Raw genomic sequence first — 15,128 nt, forward strand, 5'->3', positions numbered from 1 at the left:
ACGCTCGCGGCATGGACTCGACCACGGTGCTCGTCCTCAACGGCCCCAATCTCAACCTGCTCGGTGAGCGAGAGCCCGAGATCTACGGTCGCGAGACCCTCGCCGACGTCCAGGCCCTGTGCCGCGCCGCCTGTGAGGACGTGGGGCTGACGCTCGAGTTCCGGCAGACCAACCACGAAGGCGTCCTCATCGACTGGGTGCAGGAGGGGCGGCGCGGCATCGCAGGTCTCATCATCAACGGGGCCGGCTACACGCACACGTCGGTCGCCCTGCGAGATGCGCTCAACGCGGTGACCGTGCCCCGGGTGGAGGTGCACATCAGTGACATCCATGCGCGCGAGGAGTTTCGGCACTTCAGCTACCTCACCGACGTCACCGACCACCAGGTCATCGGGCGGGGCGTGGCGGGCTACGTGGAGGCGATCCACTGGGCGGCCGCTCGCCGCTCGAGCTAGAACGAAACAGCACGTATGCCGCTGAGCCAGCTCAGCGGCATACGTGCTGTTGTTCGGGTTGCGTGCCTCTCAACCCATGCGACTCAGCTGACTCCCACCTGCGACCTCACGATCGTGGTGCCGAGGACGGTGGGTGCTGTCATCCGCGTCTCGACGACCCCGGTGCCCTTCGCGGCTCCGACGACGTCCACCGTGTAGGTGAGCGAACCGGGCGGAGCGCCAGGGCTCGAGGTCACCCGCAGGTCCTCAGTGGGCAGGGTGCCCACTGGCAGGAACTGGCCCTCGCCGAGGATGTTCTCGGCCCCGACGAGGAAGGACTGCCCGGCAGGGTCGGCCGGCAGGTTCGCCGGGTCGTAGGCGTAGGTGATGTCCTCGGTCCCGTTGATTCCGATCCAGGTCTGGAACGTCCGCAGGGAGCTCGTGCCGAAGACGTTGGCCCGGTGCTCGACGACGATCCATGTGTCCACGCCGTCGGTCAGGGTGGCCACGAAGATGCCGGGTGCGCCGGTCCCGTCGAGGTCAGTCCAGAACGGTGCGAGGACGTTGTTCGGCCGCGCCGGGCTGGGGCCGGCAGGCAGGTTGCAGCAGTTGTTGTCCTCGGAGGTGCCACCCCCGACGATGACGTAGCCGTTGGAGTCGACCCCGAGCTGGCTCCACGAGCGGCCGGCATAGGCGAATGACGGGACGTTGAAGTTGAGAACGTCCTCGTCGCCGATGGCTTCGGGCACAACGCCGAAGGCATCGAGCGGGAGGTAGCCGTAAAGCGAACCCGGACCGATCGCCGGTGTGCCCGGCGCCTCGGGTGCGAGGGTGGCTGTGGCCCGAACCGACCGGGTCCCGGTCACGACCGCCGGTGCGCTGGCAGCGCCGACGGTGAGCTGCTGGTTCAGGGTCGTGTTGAGGGTGACGTCGGCCGATACCGGCGAACCGTTCGTGGCGGTGACGGTGCAGGTCGACTTGGCGCCCAGCGCGATCGTGGTCGGTGTGCAGGACTGCGTCACGCTCACCGCCGATTGCTTGTGCACGAAGGCCACGGGCAGGTGCAGGGCGGCGCCCGAACTCGGAGTGAACACGATCTTCCCAAATCGTTGCGAGCCGATGGGCGACTCGGACGAGATGTTGATCGTGACGCTGCGGGACTCACCCGGGTTGAGCTTGAACTGTGCCGGGCTCACCTTGACCTTGGAGTCGGAGGTCGTCGACCCCGCGACGGAGATGCTCTGTTTGACCGAGCTGACGTTCTTGACCGTCCGCTTGGTGGTGATGGCACCCGGCATGGTCGGCGCGTTCACCGACGGCAGGTTGAGGTGGACACCGGTGATGTCCTCCGCACCCAATGCGGCGAAGTTTGCCGCTGACTCGTCCAGGGTGAGGGTGACAGCGGCTGCCGCACCCACGTTGATGCGTCCGGCGCCCATGTCGAACGGGTCAGCCAGGGTCGCGAGGTCCTCCTTGACGACGTTCGTCGTCGCCGAGGTCATGAGAGCCGACTTCACCTGACCGGGAGTCCAGGTCGGGTGGGCTGCCATCACGAGGGCGGCTGCGCCAGCGACGTGGGGCGAGCTCATCGAGGTGCCTGCGATCGCCTGGAAGTACTCTCCCGCCGGACCGCCGGAGATCTCGTCAGGAGTCGGCGTCTGGCCCGCAAGGATCTGCACACCGGGCGCGGTGACGTCAGGCTTGAGATAGGTGCCGCCGGGCCCACGGCTGGAGAACGCCGCCATGACATCGCCCTGGCCGTTGCGCTTCTCACCCGCGGCGAACTGGGCAGTCGCGCCCGGGTTGGCGGCGAGGAAGGCGAGCAGCGCTGTTCCGTCGGCGAGGTGCACCGTCGGCAGCCAGTGGTTGTCGGTCTCGACGTCGGCCAGGGTCGGGTTGTAGAGCACCATGGCTGCGGCGCCGCCCTGCTTGACGTTGTAGCCCTTCTCGACGCGACCGTTGCCGCCACGCTGGCAGGCGACGATCTTGCCTGTGAAGAGTCCGGCGGGAGCGGGGCTGGTGCACCGGGCGTCGCTGTAGGGCGCGGCGCTGGCACGGACGATCGGCAGGGGGGCCGCTCCGCTGCCGGCGGTGATCGAGGCACCGTCGAGGGCGAGAGCAGGGGAGCCGCCGGCTGCTGCGAGGTGCAGTGTCGTGGCGAACTCCCGCTTCTGGGTTGATGCAGCCACCGAAGTCACCCACGGGCTCAGGTGGTTCGCCGTGGCTGCGCTGGGGCCAGAGTTTCCGGCGGAGGCCGCGACGAAGACACCCGCCGCGTAGGCGTCCAGGAAGGCAAGCTCGACAGGGTCGCTGTAGGGGTCGCTGCCACCGCTGATGGAGAAGTTGATGACGTCGACCCCGTCAGCCACGGCCTGTTGCACGGCTGCGGTCGAGTCGGACTGGTAGCAGCCCTGTATGCCGCACACCTTGTACTCGGCGAGCCAGGCACCCGGCGCGATGCCGCGGACGGGTCCGCGGTTGACGCCGAAGACCGGCGCGGAGGCCAGCACGTTCCCGGCCGTGGTCGAGGAGGTATGGGTTCCGTGCCCGCCGGAGTCGCGGGCCGTGTGGTACGGCTCAGCGGCCGCCCTCGCGCCGTCTGACAAGTAGGTCTCGAGGAACGGCCGGCCACCGATGAGCTTCTTGTTGCAGTTGAAGACGTCGACGGCGGGAGTGAGGGGGTTGTCGCCGAAGTTGCACATCAGCGCGGGGCCGGGCCGCGCGCTGAGGTTGCCCTGATCGGCGAACGACGCGTGCTCGGGCCAGACGCCCGTGTCGAGGTTGCCGTAGAGGATTCCCTTGCCGGCGTTCGCCGGGCCGGCGGCGCCCCCGAGAGTGTTCTGCAGCGCGGTCGCGTTGATGAAGTCCGAACTGGCGTCGGTGAGGGGGTGTTGCAGGTCGTCCGGTAGGACGGCGACAACGCCGTCGACCTTGACGATGTCCTTGATGCTCTTGGCGGGCACGCTCGCGGCCACGCCGCCGTAGACGACCTGGAAGGACTGGCCGATGGTCGCGGAGGGGGCGGCTCGGCGGACGGCCGCGCTGATGGTGCGTTCCTGCGCCGACTGGTAGGCACCGTAGGCCTTCTCTGCGGCGGACTTCCCGGTGAGCTTGCGCTTGGTGACGCTGGGGCTCGTCGCCGCGAGGGACCGGACGCCACCGGTGTAGCTCGCGGTGGCGTCGTAGTCGTACTTGATCATGACGTTGACGCGAGCGGAGTCGGTGCGCTTGAGGAGTTGCTGTGGGGTGCGGGCGAGCCGCGACGAGGGGGCCTTGTTCGCGCTCACGACGTCGGTGGGGGTGAGAGGGCTGGCAGTGAAGCTGCGGGTGGGCGACGGGCCCGGTTCCGCGATGGCCCCGAACGACGGGGAAGAGAGCGTCAGCGCGAGAACCGGCGCGGCACCAGCCGCGACCATGGCGCGCCGGATGGATGATCTGGGCATCGCACGACCTTCCAAAGGGAGGGCGGCCGTCAGGGTTGCGGCGCTGGTCCGCACGCAACGGCCAGTTTTGATGCTCGGGAATCGAGCATCAAAACGCTACGCGCGTCAGGTCGTCCGTGATGGCGGTATGGCGAAAGCCGTCGCGGTATGGCGAAAGCCGTGGTTCCGCGCCTAGGGTGAATCATCGAGTCCGACCGTGACTTGGGGGAGCAGGGGCCACATGAAGTTCTTGATCGGCATCGTCGTCGTCATCGCGATCCTCGCCTACATCCTGTATCGCCGAGGTTCGGGTGGCCTCGGGTCGAGCGGCAGTTCGGACACCGAAGCTGGTGCGCTCGGTCAGCAGGCTCACCAGCAGCAGAACCATGGCGGCCTGGGCGGCGGCTGAGCGTCTCCCTGAGCGCCCGGCCGAAGGTATGACTGGTCTGGCTCTCCTTGTGACTTCCCCGTAGATAGTTGGACGTCCTACTATCTTGGTATGACACAGACGTCGCCTGCGCTGCACGTGCCCACGAACCCGGTCCGCATCGTCACTGCGTCGAGCCTGTTCGACGGGCATGACGCGTCGATCAACATCATGCGGCGCATCATGCAGAGCCAGGGCGCGGAGGTCATCCACCTCGGGCACAACCGCTCCGTCCAGGAGGTCGTCGACGCGGCGATCGAGGAGGACGTGCAGGGCATCGCCGTGTCGTCCTACCAGGGTGGGCACGTCGAGTACTTCGAGTACCTCGTCCAGCTCCTCCGCGAAGCCGGCGCCGGTCACGTCAAGGTCGTCGGTGGTGGCGGCGGCGTCATCGTGGCCGACGAGATCGCCCGCCTGCGCGAGGCCGGTGTCACGATCTTCAGCCCCGAGGACGGCCAGCGTCTCGGTCTCGTCGGCATGATCAACACCGTCATCGAGGCCTGCGACACCGACCTGTATGCCGCCGGGTCGGCCGATCTTGCCGCCGTCCTTGCGGGGGAGCGGGCCGCGATTGCTCGCGCCATCACCGGCGCCGAGACCGGCGCGCTGTCCGAGGACCTGCGCGCCGAGCTCTCGAAGGCTGCGGCCGGTCACCACGTACCCGTGGTCGGCATCACCGGCACCGGCGGCTCGGGCAAGTCCAGCCTCACCGACGAGCTCGTCCGTCGCTTCCGGGTCGACCAGCAGGACAAGCTCCGCGTCGCCGTCGTCGCGATCGACCCGACCAAGCGCAAGGGTGGCGGCGCCCTCCTCGGCGACCGCATCCGGATGAACTCGCTCGACGGCGATCGCGTGTTCTTCCGCTCCCTGGCCACCCGCGGTGGCCGTGAGGTTCCCGAAGGCCTCGAGGACGTCATCACGATCCTCAAGGCAGCGGCATACGACCTCATCATCATCGAGACGCCGGGCATCGGCCAGGGCGACGCGGCCATCGTGCCGTTCGCCGACGTGTCGATGTATGTCATGACGCCCGAGTTCGGTGCGCAGAGCCAGCTCGAGAAGATCGACATGCTCGACTTCGCCGACCTCGTCGCGATCAACAAGTTCGAGCGCCGCGGCGCCATGGATGCGCTGCGCGACGTCGGTCGCCAGCTCGTCCGCAACAAGGGTGCCTTCGGCAAGAAGCCCGAGGACATGCCCGTCTTCGGCACCTCGGCCGCGACCTTCAACGACGACGGTGTCACCGCGCTCTACCAGGAGCTGCGTGGGCTGCTCGTCGCCAAGGGGCTGGAGCTCGGTGAGGGCGCCCTGCCGCACGTGGATGTGCGGCACTCGTCGGTGCTGCGCCAGATCGTGCCGGCGTCGCGCGTCCGCTATCTCTCCGAGATCACCGACACGGTGCGTGGCTACCACCAGCAGACCGATGCGTATGCCGCCCAGGCCCGTCGCGTGCAGCGGTTCGAGTTCGTGGATGACGAGCTGGCTGCCGCCGGTCACGAGGACCACGCCGTCGACCAGCTGCTGGCCGCCGCTCGCAAGGAGCTCCCGGCGGCTGTCGAGGAGGCCATCGAGAAATGGCCCGCGACAGTCGAGGCCTACAGCGGTGACGAGCAGGTCGTGCGGATCCGCGACAAGGAGATCCACACGTCCCTGGTGAAGGAATCGTTGTCCGGCAGCAAGATTCGCCGCGTTGCCGTCCCGACGTTCGCCGACCACGGTGACCTCGTGTCGTTCCTGCGGCGCGAGAACCTTCCCGGTCTCTTCCCGTTCACTGCGGGTGTCTTCCCGTTCAAGCGCGAGGGCGAGGACCCGGCGCGCATGTTCGCCGGTGAGGGCGACCCGTTCCGCACGAACCGTCGCTTCAAGCTGCTCTCCGAGGGCCAGCCGGCGACCCGTCTGTCCACGGCGTTCGACTCGGTGACGCTCTATGGCCGCGACCCCGACCCGCGCCCCGACATCTACGGCAAGGTCGGCACGTCCGGTGTCTCGATCGCGACGCTCGAGGACATGAAGGCGCTCTACGACGGCTTCGACCTGACCTCGCCGACGACAAGCGTCTCGATGACGATCAACGGTCCGGCTCCGACGATCCTCGCGTTCTTCCTCAACACGGTCATCGACGGCGAGGTCGCGAAGTTCGTCGCGGAGCACGACCGTGAGCCGGACGCGGAGGAAGCGAACGGCATACGCGCTCTTGCTCTGGCCTCGGTGCGCGGCACGGTGCAGGCCGACATCCTCAAGGAGGACCAGGGTCAGAACACCTGTCTGTTCTCGACCGAGTTCTCGCTGCGGATGATGGCCGACATCCAGGAGTGGTTCATCGAGCAGCAGGTCCGCAACTTCTACTCGGTCTCGATCAGCGGTTATCACATCGCCGAGGCCGGGGCGAACCCCATCAGCCAGCTCGCGTTCACCCTCGCGAACGGGTTCACCTATGTCGAGGCCTATCTCGCGCGCGGCATGGACATCAACGACTTCGCGCCGAACCTGTCGTTCTTCTTCTCCAACGGCATGGACCCCGAGTATTCGGTCATCGGTCGCGTCGCCCGCCGCATCTGGGCCGTCGCGATGCGCGAGAAGTACGGCGCCAACGAGCGCAGCCAGAAGCTCAAGTATCACGTGCAGACGTCGGGTCGGTCGCTGCACGCGCAGGAGATGGACTTCAACGACATCCGCACCACGCTGCAGGCGCTCATCGCGATCTATGACAACGCAAACTCGTTGCACACCAACGCTTTTGACGAGGCTGTGACGACGCCGGGCCCCGACTCGGTGCGTCGTGCGCTGGCGATCCAGATGATCATCAACCGCGAGTGGGGCCTCGCGATGAACGAGAACCCATTGCAGGGGTCCTTCATCATCGATGAGCTGACCGACATGGTTGAGGCTGCGGTGCTGGCGGAGTTCGACCGGATCAGCGAGCGCGGGGGAGTGCTCGGCGCGATGGAGACCGGCTATCAGCGCGGCAAGATCCAGGACGAGTCGATGGTCTACGAGCACCGCAAGCACGACGGGTCGCTGCCGATCATCGGCGTCAACACGTTCCGCAAGCCCGACGCCGAGGGCGGCACGCCGCAGCACGTTGAGCTCGCACGTGCCTCCGAGAGCGAGAAGAAGTCCCAGCTCCAGCGCGTCAATGCCTACCGCGAGGCGCACCGTGAAGAGGCCGAGGTCGCGCTGCAGCGCCTGCGTGAGGCGTCGATGAACGGCGACAACGTCTTCGCAGTGCTCATGGACGCAACCCGCGTCTGCACGCTTCAGCAGGTCACGGACGCCTTCTTCGAGGTCGGAGGCCAGTACCGCCGCAACGTCTGATCAAACAGCCTGCGGTCGCACCCTGCGGTCGGCGCGTCACCCCGCCACACATAGACGCGCTAGCCATCGCGCCTCGGTACGTGGGCTCGTGCCGATGTCAGGTCGAAGCACTGACCGTGGCGGGGTGTCGGTGATCGTGAGGTTCACCGTCGGTGATCTTGTTCGCGGCGAGATGAGCGTGGAACAGGGCCTCTTCAAGAAGCCGACGCGGAGGCGCGTGAGCTAGCGTTGCGGCGTGACGTTGAACCACGTGAGACGCGGAAGCGGCAGTCCGCTGTTGCTCGTGCACGGTCTCGGCGCAGGGTGGCGATCCTGGGCCCCCATCATCAAGGAACTGGCCGAGCACCGTGAGGTCATCGCCGTCGACCTACCTGGGTTCGGAGAATCGCCACCCTTGACCGGCGAGGTCTCGATCGCCACCCTGACCGACTCCGTCGCGAACTTCATCCGCGAAGAGGGGCTGGACGGGGTCGCCACAGTTGGCCAGTCGATGGGCGGCCGAATGGTGCTTGAGCTCGCGCGACGAGGAGTCGGCGGCGACACCGTGGCTCTAGACCCGGGCGGCTTTTGGAGCGACCGCGAACTCGCCGTCTTCGGCGCCACACTACGGCCGTCAATTGCTCTGGTCCGAGCCGTCCGAGGAAGGCTGCCGTCACTGCTCGCCAACCCGGTGGGCAGGACCCTCCTGCTCGCGCAGCTGTCAGCGCGGCCCTGGGCGCTCTCGCCCGAGACCGTGCTGCCGGACGTGAGCGGGCTGGCCGACTCCCCAGCGACCGGCGCCGCCTTGGATGCCCTGACCAAGGGGCCCAAGCAACAGGGCGCCCCGGCAGGCACAGTGCCCGGCCGGGTCACGATCGGGTGGGGGCGTCGTGACCTAGTGACCGTGCCGAGACAGGCCGCACGTGCATCCGAGCTGTTCCCCGACGCGGTGCTGCACTGGTTCGAGCGGTGCGGTCACTTTCCTCAATGGGACGCACCGCACGAAGCGACCCGACTGATCCTGGACAGAACTGATTGAGGCCGGCTGCTCTGCCCAGCCGACCACCGCACCCGCCGCCTACGCCTCAATCCACCGATGGGCCGGGCGCGGCGGGCGGATCGGGCTCGCGGGCTGAGGCTCGAATGGGGGCTTGGCTCACCGCCGCCTCGCGTGCCGGCTGAGCACGCCCGCGGCTCGACCGGACCTCTGCCGCGGTGGCCGCGTCTTGCCGCCGCATTGGACCATCCTGACGGTGGCAGGTGTGTGCGCCGCGGGGCGCGTCCAGCCGGCCTGGTCCGCAACTCCGCTGAGCAGTGAGGCCGACCGTGGCCGTGTCCCTAAAGGACATGTGGTGACGCCCGGGTCGACAATCACCCCTCGAGATCAGCCAGCGACTCTCCCACCACATCGATCGACTCGGCCGTGATCGGGTCCAGCACGAGCTGCAGGTGGGTCGCGCCCGCCTGCGTTAGCCCCCGCACATGGTCGCAGAGATCATCGGGCGTGACCGTCCTGACCTTCGCGTCATATGTGTCACCCATCAACCGGCCCTTCGCGCCGGGCAGGGTGACCAGTACGGCAGCCGTTGCCTCGACGTGTCGGTCCTCCGGCATGACGGCGTCGACCTTCGCCTTCACCTCAACGAAGCGCTCCACTGCGTTGTCGTACAGGCTCCACCAGACGTTCCACGAGTCCACGACCGGCAGCCCGATGCCGAGCATCCGAGGGCTGGTGGAGCCCAACATGATCGGCGGACCGCCCTCCCGGATCGGGCGCGGGTCCAGCACACAGTCCGCGATGTCGTAGAACTCCCCGTGGAAGGTTGTGCGCCCTGCCCGCAGCAGCGGAACGATGATCGCCATCGCCTCCGCGAAGCGTGACACGCGCCGGTTGTAGGGGAAGCCGAACGCGTCGTACTCCCGCCGGTTCCAGCCCGCCCCGAGACCGACGATGAGCCGCCCCTGCGATATAGCGTCAACGGTCGCGGCCTGCTTCGCCAGCATCGCCGGTGCGTGAAAACCGGTCGACGCGACGAGCGGCCCGATCTCCACCCGCTCGGTCAGTGCGGCAATGGCCGCAAGGGTCGTCCAGACCTCGTACGGCCCTCGTGTGAACCCACCTGCTGAGTCGTAGAGCAAGTGGTCACCCACCCAGATCGAGTCGTAACCAGCCGCCTCGACCCGCCGCGCCAGATCCAGGTACTCAGGCCACGGCACGAACCGTTCCACCTCGGGCAACTGGACACCGACCTTGCACATGCGCGTCATGAGGGGACCCTAGGGACCAACCGGCCACACTGCCAGAACCATGGCAGGAAGGAGGCACGGGGCAAGGCACCACTTGAGGAGGAGGGAGCACCTGCCACCTTCTGGAGGGCGCCCGAACCGCCAACCGATGACACGGCGCACGGACGACTTGGGCGCTACGTGGCTGGGGCGGTACGGAGTGACCGGTCCCGCGGCCATCGATCCGGACAGCGGGGTGCCCGTTCAGTCGCCGCTCGGCTTTGAAGCGCGCATCTGCAACCGGACCAAGGTCTCCCCGTCCACCATCTCGCCGGTCTCGAGGAAGCCATACTTCCAGTAGAACTGAGCAGGTGTTCCCGGCCCTGGCACCCAGCTGATGACCAGGGTCGTGCACCCCTCGGCACGGAGACTGTCGCACAGCTGGTCGAGGGCACGGTGACCCACGCCACGGCGCTGGTGACGCCGGTCGACCAGCAACCGCCACGAATACGCCTCCGGATGCGCCGGGGTCACTTCGGCGATCATCATGAACGCGACCGGCTCGCTGTCGGCCGCGACCCCGTACAGCCGTGGGACCACCGCGTGTCGCCCGGCAAGCCGCTTCACACCAGCCACGCCACGAAATCGTCCGAGACCACCACGTCTCAGAGACGGGCCGCGACCGGTCGCCAACCCCTCGGATCGCGCCTCGCAGCAGCGCCAAATCGCAGGCACCGCTGCGTCCGGGAACCCGGGTCCACGTCAACTCCCACAGATGTGGGTGCGCTGGCGACGGCGGCCTCGGTGCTGAAGCAACTGACGATCAGGCCGAAGTAGGTGGCTGACCCACGCCGGGGCCGTCGCCTCGTCGATGGGCGAGTCATACGCCTCCGCCCTCGCCTGCATGGATAGCCGCGGCCTCCTGCCGCAGCGGGGGTTAGGAACCTGGGGCGGCGTAGACGTCGGTGGCGTTGTATGTGGTGGGTGTGCGGTCAGTAGGGTTGAGAACGGACCTGATCGCTCGGCACGACGGCTGTGCTGCGGGCCCGCCGTCGGCGCAGTTGGTCTTGACGTAGAAGGGGATGAAGCCGGTGGCGTTGGCGACCAGCCCTTGGTAGTCACCGAGGAAGTACCCGCGGGCCACTGGAGCGGCCAGGTTGTTGAATGGACCATCCAGTGCCCTGGCAGCGTCGAACGTGGGGCCTGCGGTGCTGGTGCCGGGCCGCGTGGAATGCCGGAGGTACATCGTGGTCGGCTCGTTGCCGGAGATGGTGGTGGCCCACTGGAGATAACTGACCCCGACGACACCTGCGTCGTTGACGTAGACGCTCGGGTCGTAGGCGGGCTGGCCGGTGTGGGCGTTGACCAACTCAGGTTTGCTCCAGGTCGCGCCAAAGTCATTGGATGTGGAGATCACGACCTCGTCGCTCGCGTGATTGTTGAAGCGGGCGTCTTGCCAGACGACGTAAAGCTGACCGGTGTTCGGGTTGATGGCCGGCTCGGGGATGATGTCGCCGGTGCGCGACGGCGCCGGAGGGGCGTTGGTGTACGGGTTGAGATTGTTCGGGTCCGACACCCCGACAGTGTCGATAGCCGCGATCACCATGGGCTTGGTCCAGGTGGCGCCCCCGTCGGTCGACTTGACGTAGGCGACGTTGTAACCCCGATGGCCGCCCGCGTTCGAGGCGTTCTGGATCAGGTTGAAGAAGTCGTACAAGACGCCGGTCTGGCGGTCGATGACAATCTGGTTGCCGATGGTCTGGTCCTGCGACGCCAGGCCGACGATGATTCTCGGTCGGCTCCACGTCGCCCCGAAGTCGGTGGTCTTGGACATCAGCGTGGGGCCGAAGTAGGCGCGCTCCCGCTGGAAACCGCCCGCGCTGGCCGGTGGCGCCACCAGCCGGTCCCAGACCTGGTAGGCCACCCCGGCGTGCACCGGGTCGGCCGTCACTGAGTTCTTGTCGTTGAACAGGTAGGACTTGGCGTTGTGGCACTGGTAGCCGGGCCCGGTCGGCGTCCCGGACATGCACGGGTCGGCGATGATGGTCTGGACGTTGCTCCAGGTAGCGCCGCCGTCATAGGACGAGGCCGCGCCGACGGCGTTGTGGGTGCCGTTGGGATCGTCGGCGAACGCCGTCTGATCGAATGAGAGCGAGGACGCGTACACGGTGCTGCTCGAAGCGGAGCCGGGCGGGGCGCCGGGACCGATCGAGGTCCACGGGTCGGACGCCCGCTGGTAGTTGAGATACGCGCCGGGATAACCGGAGGCGTGATAGCACACGCTGAACGGCTCCGGGCTCACCGCCCAGGTCGCGCCGCCGTCGTTCGAGTACCCCGCGACCAAGCCGTGCGCGCCGCCGTTGGACCAGCGGTCCTGCTGCCAGGCACCGACCAAGTGCGAAGCATTGGTCGGGTCGACCGCCACTTGAGGCTCGACCTCGGAGTTGAGGTAGTTCAGGGACCCAGGCTGGTTGTCGAGCGCCAGGCACCCCGGCGTAGCGTACGGGCTCGTACTCGGCGAGACATGAACTGGGCGGCCGCAAAAGCAGCGCCAGTGGGGACGAACACGATGGCCACGACGGCCAGCGCGGCCGTTCTCCGACCCGCAAGCATTCTGCTCATGACGCTGCTCCTGAATGACAGGCGACCGCAACCGACCGCAGACAGAGGGGTCCTTCAATGCCTGAGTCTCCTCGCTGCTGAAGGCGGTGGCAAGGGTGGCAAGGACTCAAGGCTCACCGCCACATCCGCCCGCGCGTTCCTGCCCAAGGGCGAGCTGTCACTGCGAACCTTCGACGAGGCGATCAGCGCGTGATTGCCCTCGACAATGGGGTGGGGATCGGCCAGGGGATGGTTCTTGTCTGCACGGCGCCTTCGTGCAACCTGGGCTCGTCGACATGCACGTGCACCTGGGTGGTCGGGCGGCCCGGGTGCGACGTCAGGGCAACGCCGAGTAGTTGCCGCGCGCACTTACGGCCAGGAAGTGTGCCATCCGACCGAAGGTCCGGAGGCGGGTGCGTCACACCGCCGCCTGCCGGGCCGGCGCGGCCGAGACCGAGCCCACTACGCGGTCGTCTGAGTCGGAGAAGCATCCAGCTTCTCAACGTCGGCTATCAACTCTCTCTCGGCCCTGTCCTAGAAGTTGACGGCGATCGCCACTGCCACGATGAGGACGATCACGAGCAGGCCGGCAAGGGCATGCCCAGCCCGCTCATGGCGTGATCGATGCGCCTGCAGCTCGAGTCCGATTGCAGGGAGCGCGATGAGGAAGCCCGCGAAGAGCATGCAGAGGGCAACGATGGTTCCTACGTTCGTCGAACTGCGGATGCCGCCGGCGACGACAGCCAAGGCAAGGACCTCGCCTGCCACGAGGAGGCAAGTACCACGAGCGAATCACGCGGTCGCTTGGTGTTTCCACGTCCGTAGAACTCAGCCGATCTTCGACGACCATGGCCAAGAACAGCACGGGTATCAGCTGAGCCGAGACTTCAAAGAAGGCGGGTTGGTAGGTCACCTCCGGAGCCTTGCACGTCACACTGACAGCGCCTCTCGAGACCACCGCTGCCGTAGGCGAAGACTCGACATCATCCGGCATTTGAAGGTCCTTTCAACATGATGATTTCAATCGGTACCGATGGACCTCCTACTCAGGCGGGCCGGCATCGGTCCACTACGCTTCCTTAGGCTTCGACGCTCCACGACAGGTGCGTCCTTCCGCCGCTTGCGCCGCTTCGATGCAGGTTGGTCGTCTGCCTTGACATGATGACGAGCATGACGGGACACCTGGCAGCGGACAGCTATGAGGACTCGGGTGAAATGCGCGGGCGCAAGCACATGTGGAGACAGCCGACTCCTGGTAGCGAGGCGCGCGGGTATCACGAGGACCGGCAGGCCTGTCCCAAGTCAGGCTCGTTGGCGCACGCTGAGCCGTGATGCCACCATCAAGCACCGCTGACGACGCCCACGCAACCGAGACCCGCGCCCTGCTGGCTCACCTCGGCACTGCCATGATCGCGACCGGACAACCAGTGCAGGAGATCGAGGAGGAGCTCGCCGAGGTCGGCATCCAACTGGGCTACCCCGATATCCAGACAGCAGTCGGTCCCACGGGTCTGGTCGTCACCCTCACCGACGGGGGTCCCTCAACGTATCGGTCGGCTCCCCCCGGTATGCGCCTCCACCAGTCCGCGAGCGTGCGCCGAATCCGCTACCAACTGATCCGGGGCGAGCTCGCGCCCGGCGCCGCCCGCGAGCAGCTCGCGGAGGTTGCGCGTCGCCCTGTCCGGCACCCCCAGTGGTTGGTCGCCCTGGCCTGGCCCGTGCTCGCCGTCGGTATTGCGCTGATCCTGCAACCCGGCTGGGCCAACGTCGCCGCGGCCGCCGTCGGGGCAGTCATCGTGTTCATGCTCGTCCAGTTGGCGGAGCGGTACCAAGTGGTCAAGTCGCTGTTGCCGACGCTTGCCGCGTTCGTGGTCTCCTTGGCCGTCTTCGGCGCGGCCAACGCAGGACTGCTGGAGGGTCCTTTGCGCACCGTCCTGCCGCCACTGGCGGTCCTGCTCCCCGGAGCGCTGGTCGTCAACGGCATGTCGGAACTCGCCGCCGGACACATGCAGGCAGGGTCGGCACGGCTCACTTACGGCTTGGTGCAGCTGGGGTTGTTCGCGCTGGGACTCCTCATGGCCACCGCCCTGCTTCGCGTGCCGTCCGCGACGCTGGCCAACCTCCGGGTCGACGAGATCGGCTGGGCTGGTGCTCCTGTCGGTTTGCTGCTCATCGGGTTGAGCATCTGCCTGATGGAGGGAGTGCCACTGCGGATGCAGGGCTGGGTCCTGCTCGTGCTGAGCCTGGCCTTCGGCGCCCAGGTCGCCGGGCAACAGCTCGGCTCGATCGGCCTTGGCGGCTTCCTCGGGGCGATCGCGGCCAGCCTCGGGGCGAGCGTGGTAGAGCTCCGACGACCGCAGCTGGCACGCCTTGTGCTCTTCCTGCCGGCGTTCTGGCTGCTCGTGCCCGGAAGCCTGGGCCTCCTGGGCGTGACCGAACTCGCGGCGGGTCGCGAGTCGGCCACCGACGTCGCCCTGGGCGTGCTCGGGGTCGTCATCGCCATCTCTCTTGGCCTGCTGGTGGGCTCCTCCCTCGGCAGCTCCCTGCGCGGGCGGCTGTCCGCGCCCGCCACCTAAGCCATCACGAACAGCCCTGCCGATGCACGAGAGGGCCTCTGCGGGACACACGACCGTGAACTCGCAGCGTTGCATCCAAAGGCGTACTCACTCCTCGAGAAGCGCGTCTATCCGCCGCCTTCCGGGCGCACTGCCTGGGCGGATGACG

General features: G+C 67.4%; 11 protein-coding genes. 6 read left to right on the forward strand and 5 right to left on the reverse strand.

Annotation, left to right across the window (positions count from 1 at the left end):
- Positions 1 to 11: 11 nt before the first annotated feature.
- A complete protein-coding gene (aroQ, locus tag ACFQRE_RS12005; protein ID WP_380122565.1) occupies positions 12 to 455 on the forward strand; it encodes a type II 3-dehydroquinate dehydratase in 444 nt (147 codons plus the stop codon).
- A gap of 83 nt (positions 456 to 538) precedes the next feature.
- Here the strand turns inward: aroQ and ACFQRE_RS12010 are convergent, their stop codons facing one another.
- A complete protein-coding gene (locus ACFQRE_RS12010) occupies positions 539 to 3,877 on the reverse strand; it encodes a S8 family serine peptidase (RefSeq protein ID WP_380122567.1) in 3,339 nt (1,112 codons plus the stop codon).
- 220 nt (positions 3,878 to 4,097) lie between these two features.
- Between ACFQRE_RS12010 and ACFQRE_RS12015 the strand changes: the two genes are divergently transcribed.
- The 3 genes from ACFQRE_RS12015 (at position 4,098) to ACFQRE_RS12025 (ending at position 8,616) form a co-directional block, all read left to right on the forward strand.
- A complete protein-coding gene (locus tag ACFQRE_RS12015) occupies positions 4,098 to 4,265 on the forward strand; it encodes a hypothetical protein (RefSeq protein ID WP_380122569.1) in 168 nt (55 codons plus the stop codon).
- 90 nt (positions 4,266 to 4,355) lie between these two features.
- Positions 4,356 to 7,598, forward strand: a complete 3,243-nt coding sequence (gene icmF, locus ACFQRE_RS12020; protein WP_380122571.1) for a fused isobutyryl-CoA mutase/GTPase IcmF — start codon at positions 4,356 to 4,358, stop codon at positions 7,596 to 7,598.
- Between the two features lie 235 nt (positions 7,599 to 7,833).
- The gene (locus ACFQRE_RS12025; protein WP_380122573.1) at positions 7,834 to 8,616 is read left to right on the forward strand and encodes an alpha/beta fold hydrolase; all 783 of its coding nucleotides are present in this window, start codon (positions 7,834 to 7,836) and stop codon (positions 8,614 to 8,616) included.
- A 332-nt stretch (positions 8,617 to 8,948) separates the two neighbouring features.
- Here ACFQRE_RS12025 and ACFQRE_RS12030 read toward each other — a convergent pair whose 3' ends face one another.
- From ACFQRE_RS12030 to ACFQRE_RS12040, 3 genes are all read right to left on the reverse strand, one after another.
- Positions 8,949 to 9,845, reverse strand: a complete 897-nt coding sequence (locus tag ACFQRE_RS12030) for an LLM class flavin-dependent oxidoreductase (RefSeq protein WP_380122575.1) — start codon at positions 9,843 to 9,845, stop codon at positions 8,949 to 8,951.
- 222 nt (positions 9,846 to 10,067) lie between these two features.
- Positions 10,068 to 10,439 carry a GNAT family N-acetyltransferase gene (locus ACFQRE_RS12035; protein ID WP_380122577.1) on the reverse strand — a complete coding sequence of 124 codons (372 nt, stop codon included), beginning with the start codon at positions 10,437 to 10,439 and terminating at the stop codon, positions 10,068 to 10,070.
- 301 nt (positions 10,440 to 10,740) lie between these two features.
- Complete coding sequence (locus ACFQRE_RS12040; protein WP_380122579.1) at positions 10,741 to 12,228, reverse strand: hypothetical protein; 1,488 nt, start codon at positions 12,226 to 12,228, stop codon at positions 10,741 to 10,743.
- 195 nt (positions 12,229 to 12,423) lie between these two features.
- Between ACFQRE_RS12040 and ACFQRE_RS12045 the strand changes: the two genes are divergently transcribed.
- Positions 12,424 to 12,618, forward strand: coding sequence for a hypothetical protein (locus ACFQRE_RS12045; protein WP_380122581.1), 195 nt, complete (start codon positions 12,424 to 12,426; stop codon positions 12,616 to 12,618).
- Positions 12,619 to 12,938: 320 nt separating this feature from the next.
- Here ACFQRE_RS12045 and ACFQRE_RS12050 read toward each other — a convergent pair whose 3' ends face one another.
- Positions 12,939 to 13,151 carry a hypothetical protein gene (locus ACFQRE_RS12050; protein ID WP_380122583.1) on the reverse strand — a complete coding sequence of 71 codons (213 nt, stop codon included), beginning with the start codon at positions 13,149 to 13,151 and terminating at the stop codon, positions 12,939 to 12,941.
- A 584-nt stretch (positions 13,152 to 13,735) separates the two neighbouring features.
- Between ACFQRE_RS12050 and ACFQRE_RS12055 the strand changes: the two genes are divergently transcribed.
- Entirely contained in the window at positions 13,736 to 14,980 is a 1,245-nt protein-coding gene (locus tag ACFQRE_RS12055) for a threonine/serine exporter family protein (RefSeq protein ID WP_380122585.1), read from the forward strand.
- The last annotated feature ends 148 nt before the right edge of the window (positions 14,981 to 15,128 follow it).

It is taken from the genome of Knoellia pratensis, from assembly GCF_042666395.1.
GTDB classification, from domain to species: Bacteria; Actinomycetota; Actinomycetes; order Actinomycetales; family Dermatophilaceae; genus Knoellia; species Knoellia pratensis.

Excerpts from the sequence above, each read along its gene's own strand:
- aroQ (WP_380122565.1), top strand. The coding sequence starts at position 12 with ATGGACTCGACCACGGTGCTCGTCCTCAACGGCCCCAATCTCAACCTG.
- ACFQRE_RS12010 (WP_380122567.1), bottom strand. The coding sequence starts at position 3,877 with ATGCCCAGATCATCCATCCGGCGCGCCATGGTCGCGGCTGGTGCCGCG.
- ACFQRE_RS12015 (WP_380122569.1), top strand. The coding sequence starts at position 4,098 with ATGAAGTTCTTGATCGGCATCGTCGTCGTCATCGCGATCCTCGCCTAC.
- icmF (WP_380122571.1), top strand. The coding sequence starts at position 4,356 with ATGACACAGACGTCGCCTGCGCTGCACGTGCCCACGAACCCGGTCCGC.
- ACFQRE_RS12030 (WP_380122575.1), bottom strand. The coding sequence starts at position 9,845 with ATGACGCGCATGTGCAAGGTCGGTGTCCAGTTGCCCGAGGTGGAACGG.
- ACFQRE_RS12045 (WP_380122581.1), top strand. The coding sequence starts at position 12,424 with ATGACGCTGCTCCTGAATGACAGGCGACCGCAACCGACCGCAGACAGA.
- ACFQRE_RS12055 (WP_380122585.1), top strand. The coding sequence starts at position 13,736 with ATGCCACCATCAAGCACCGCTGACGACGCCCACGCAACCGAGACCCGC.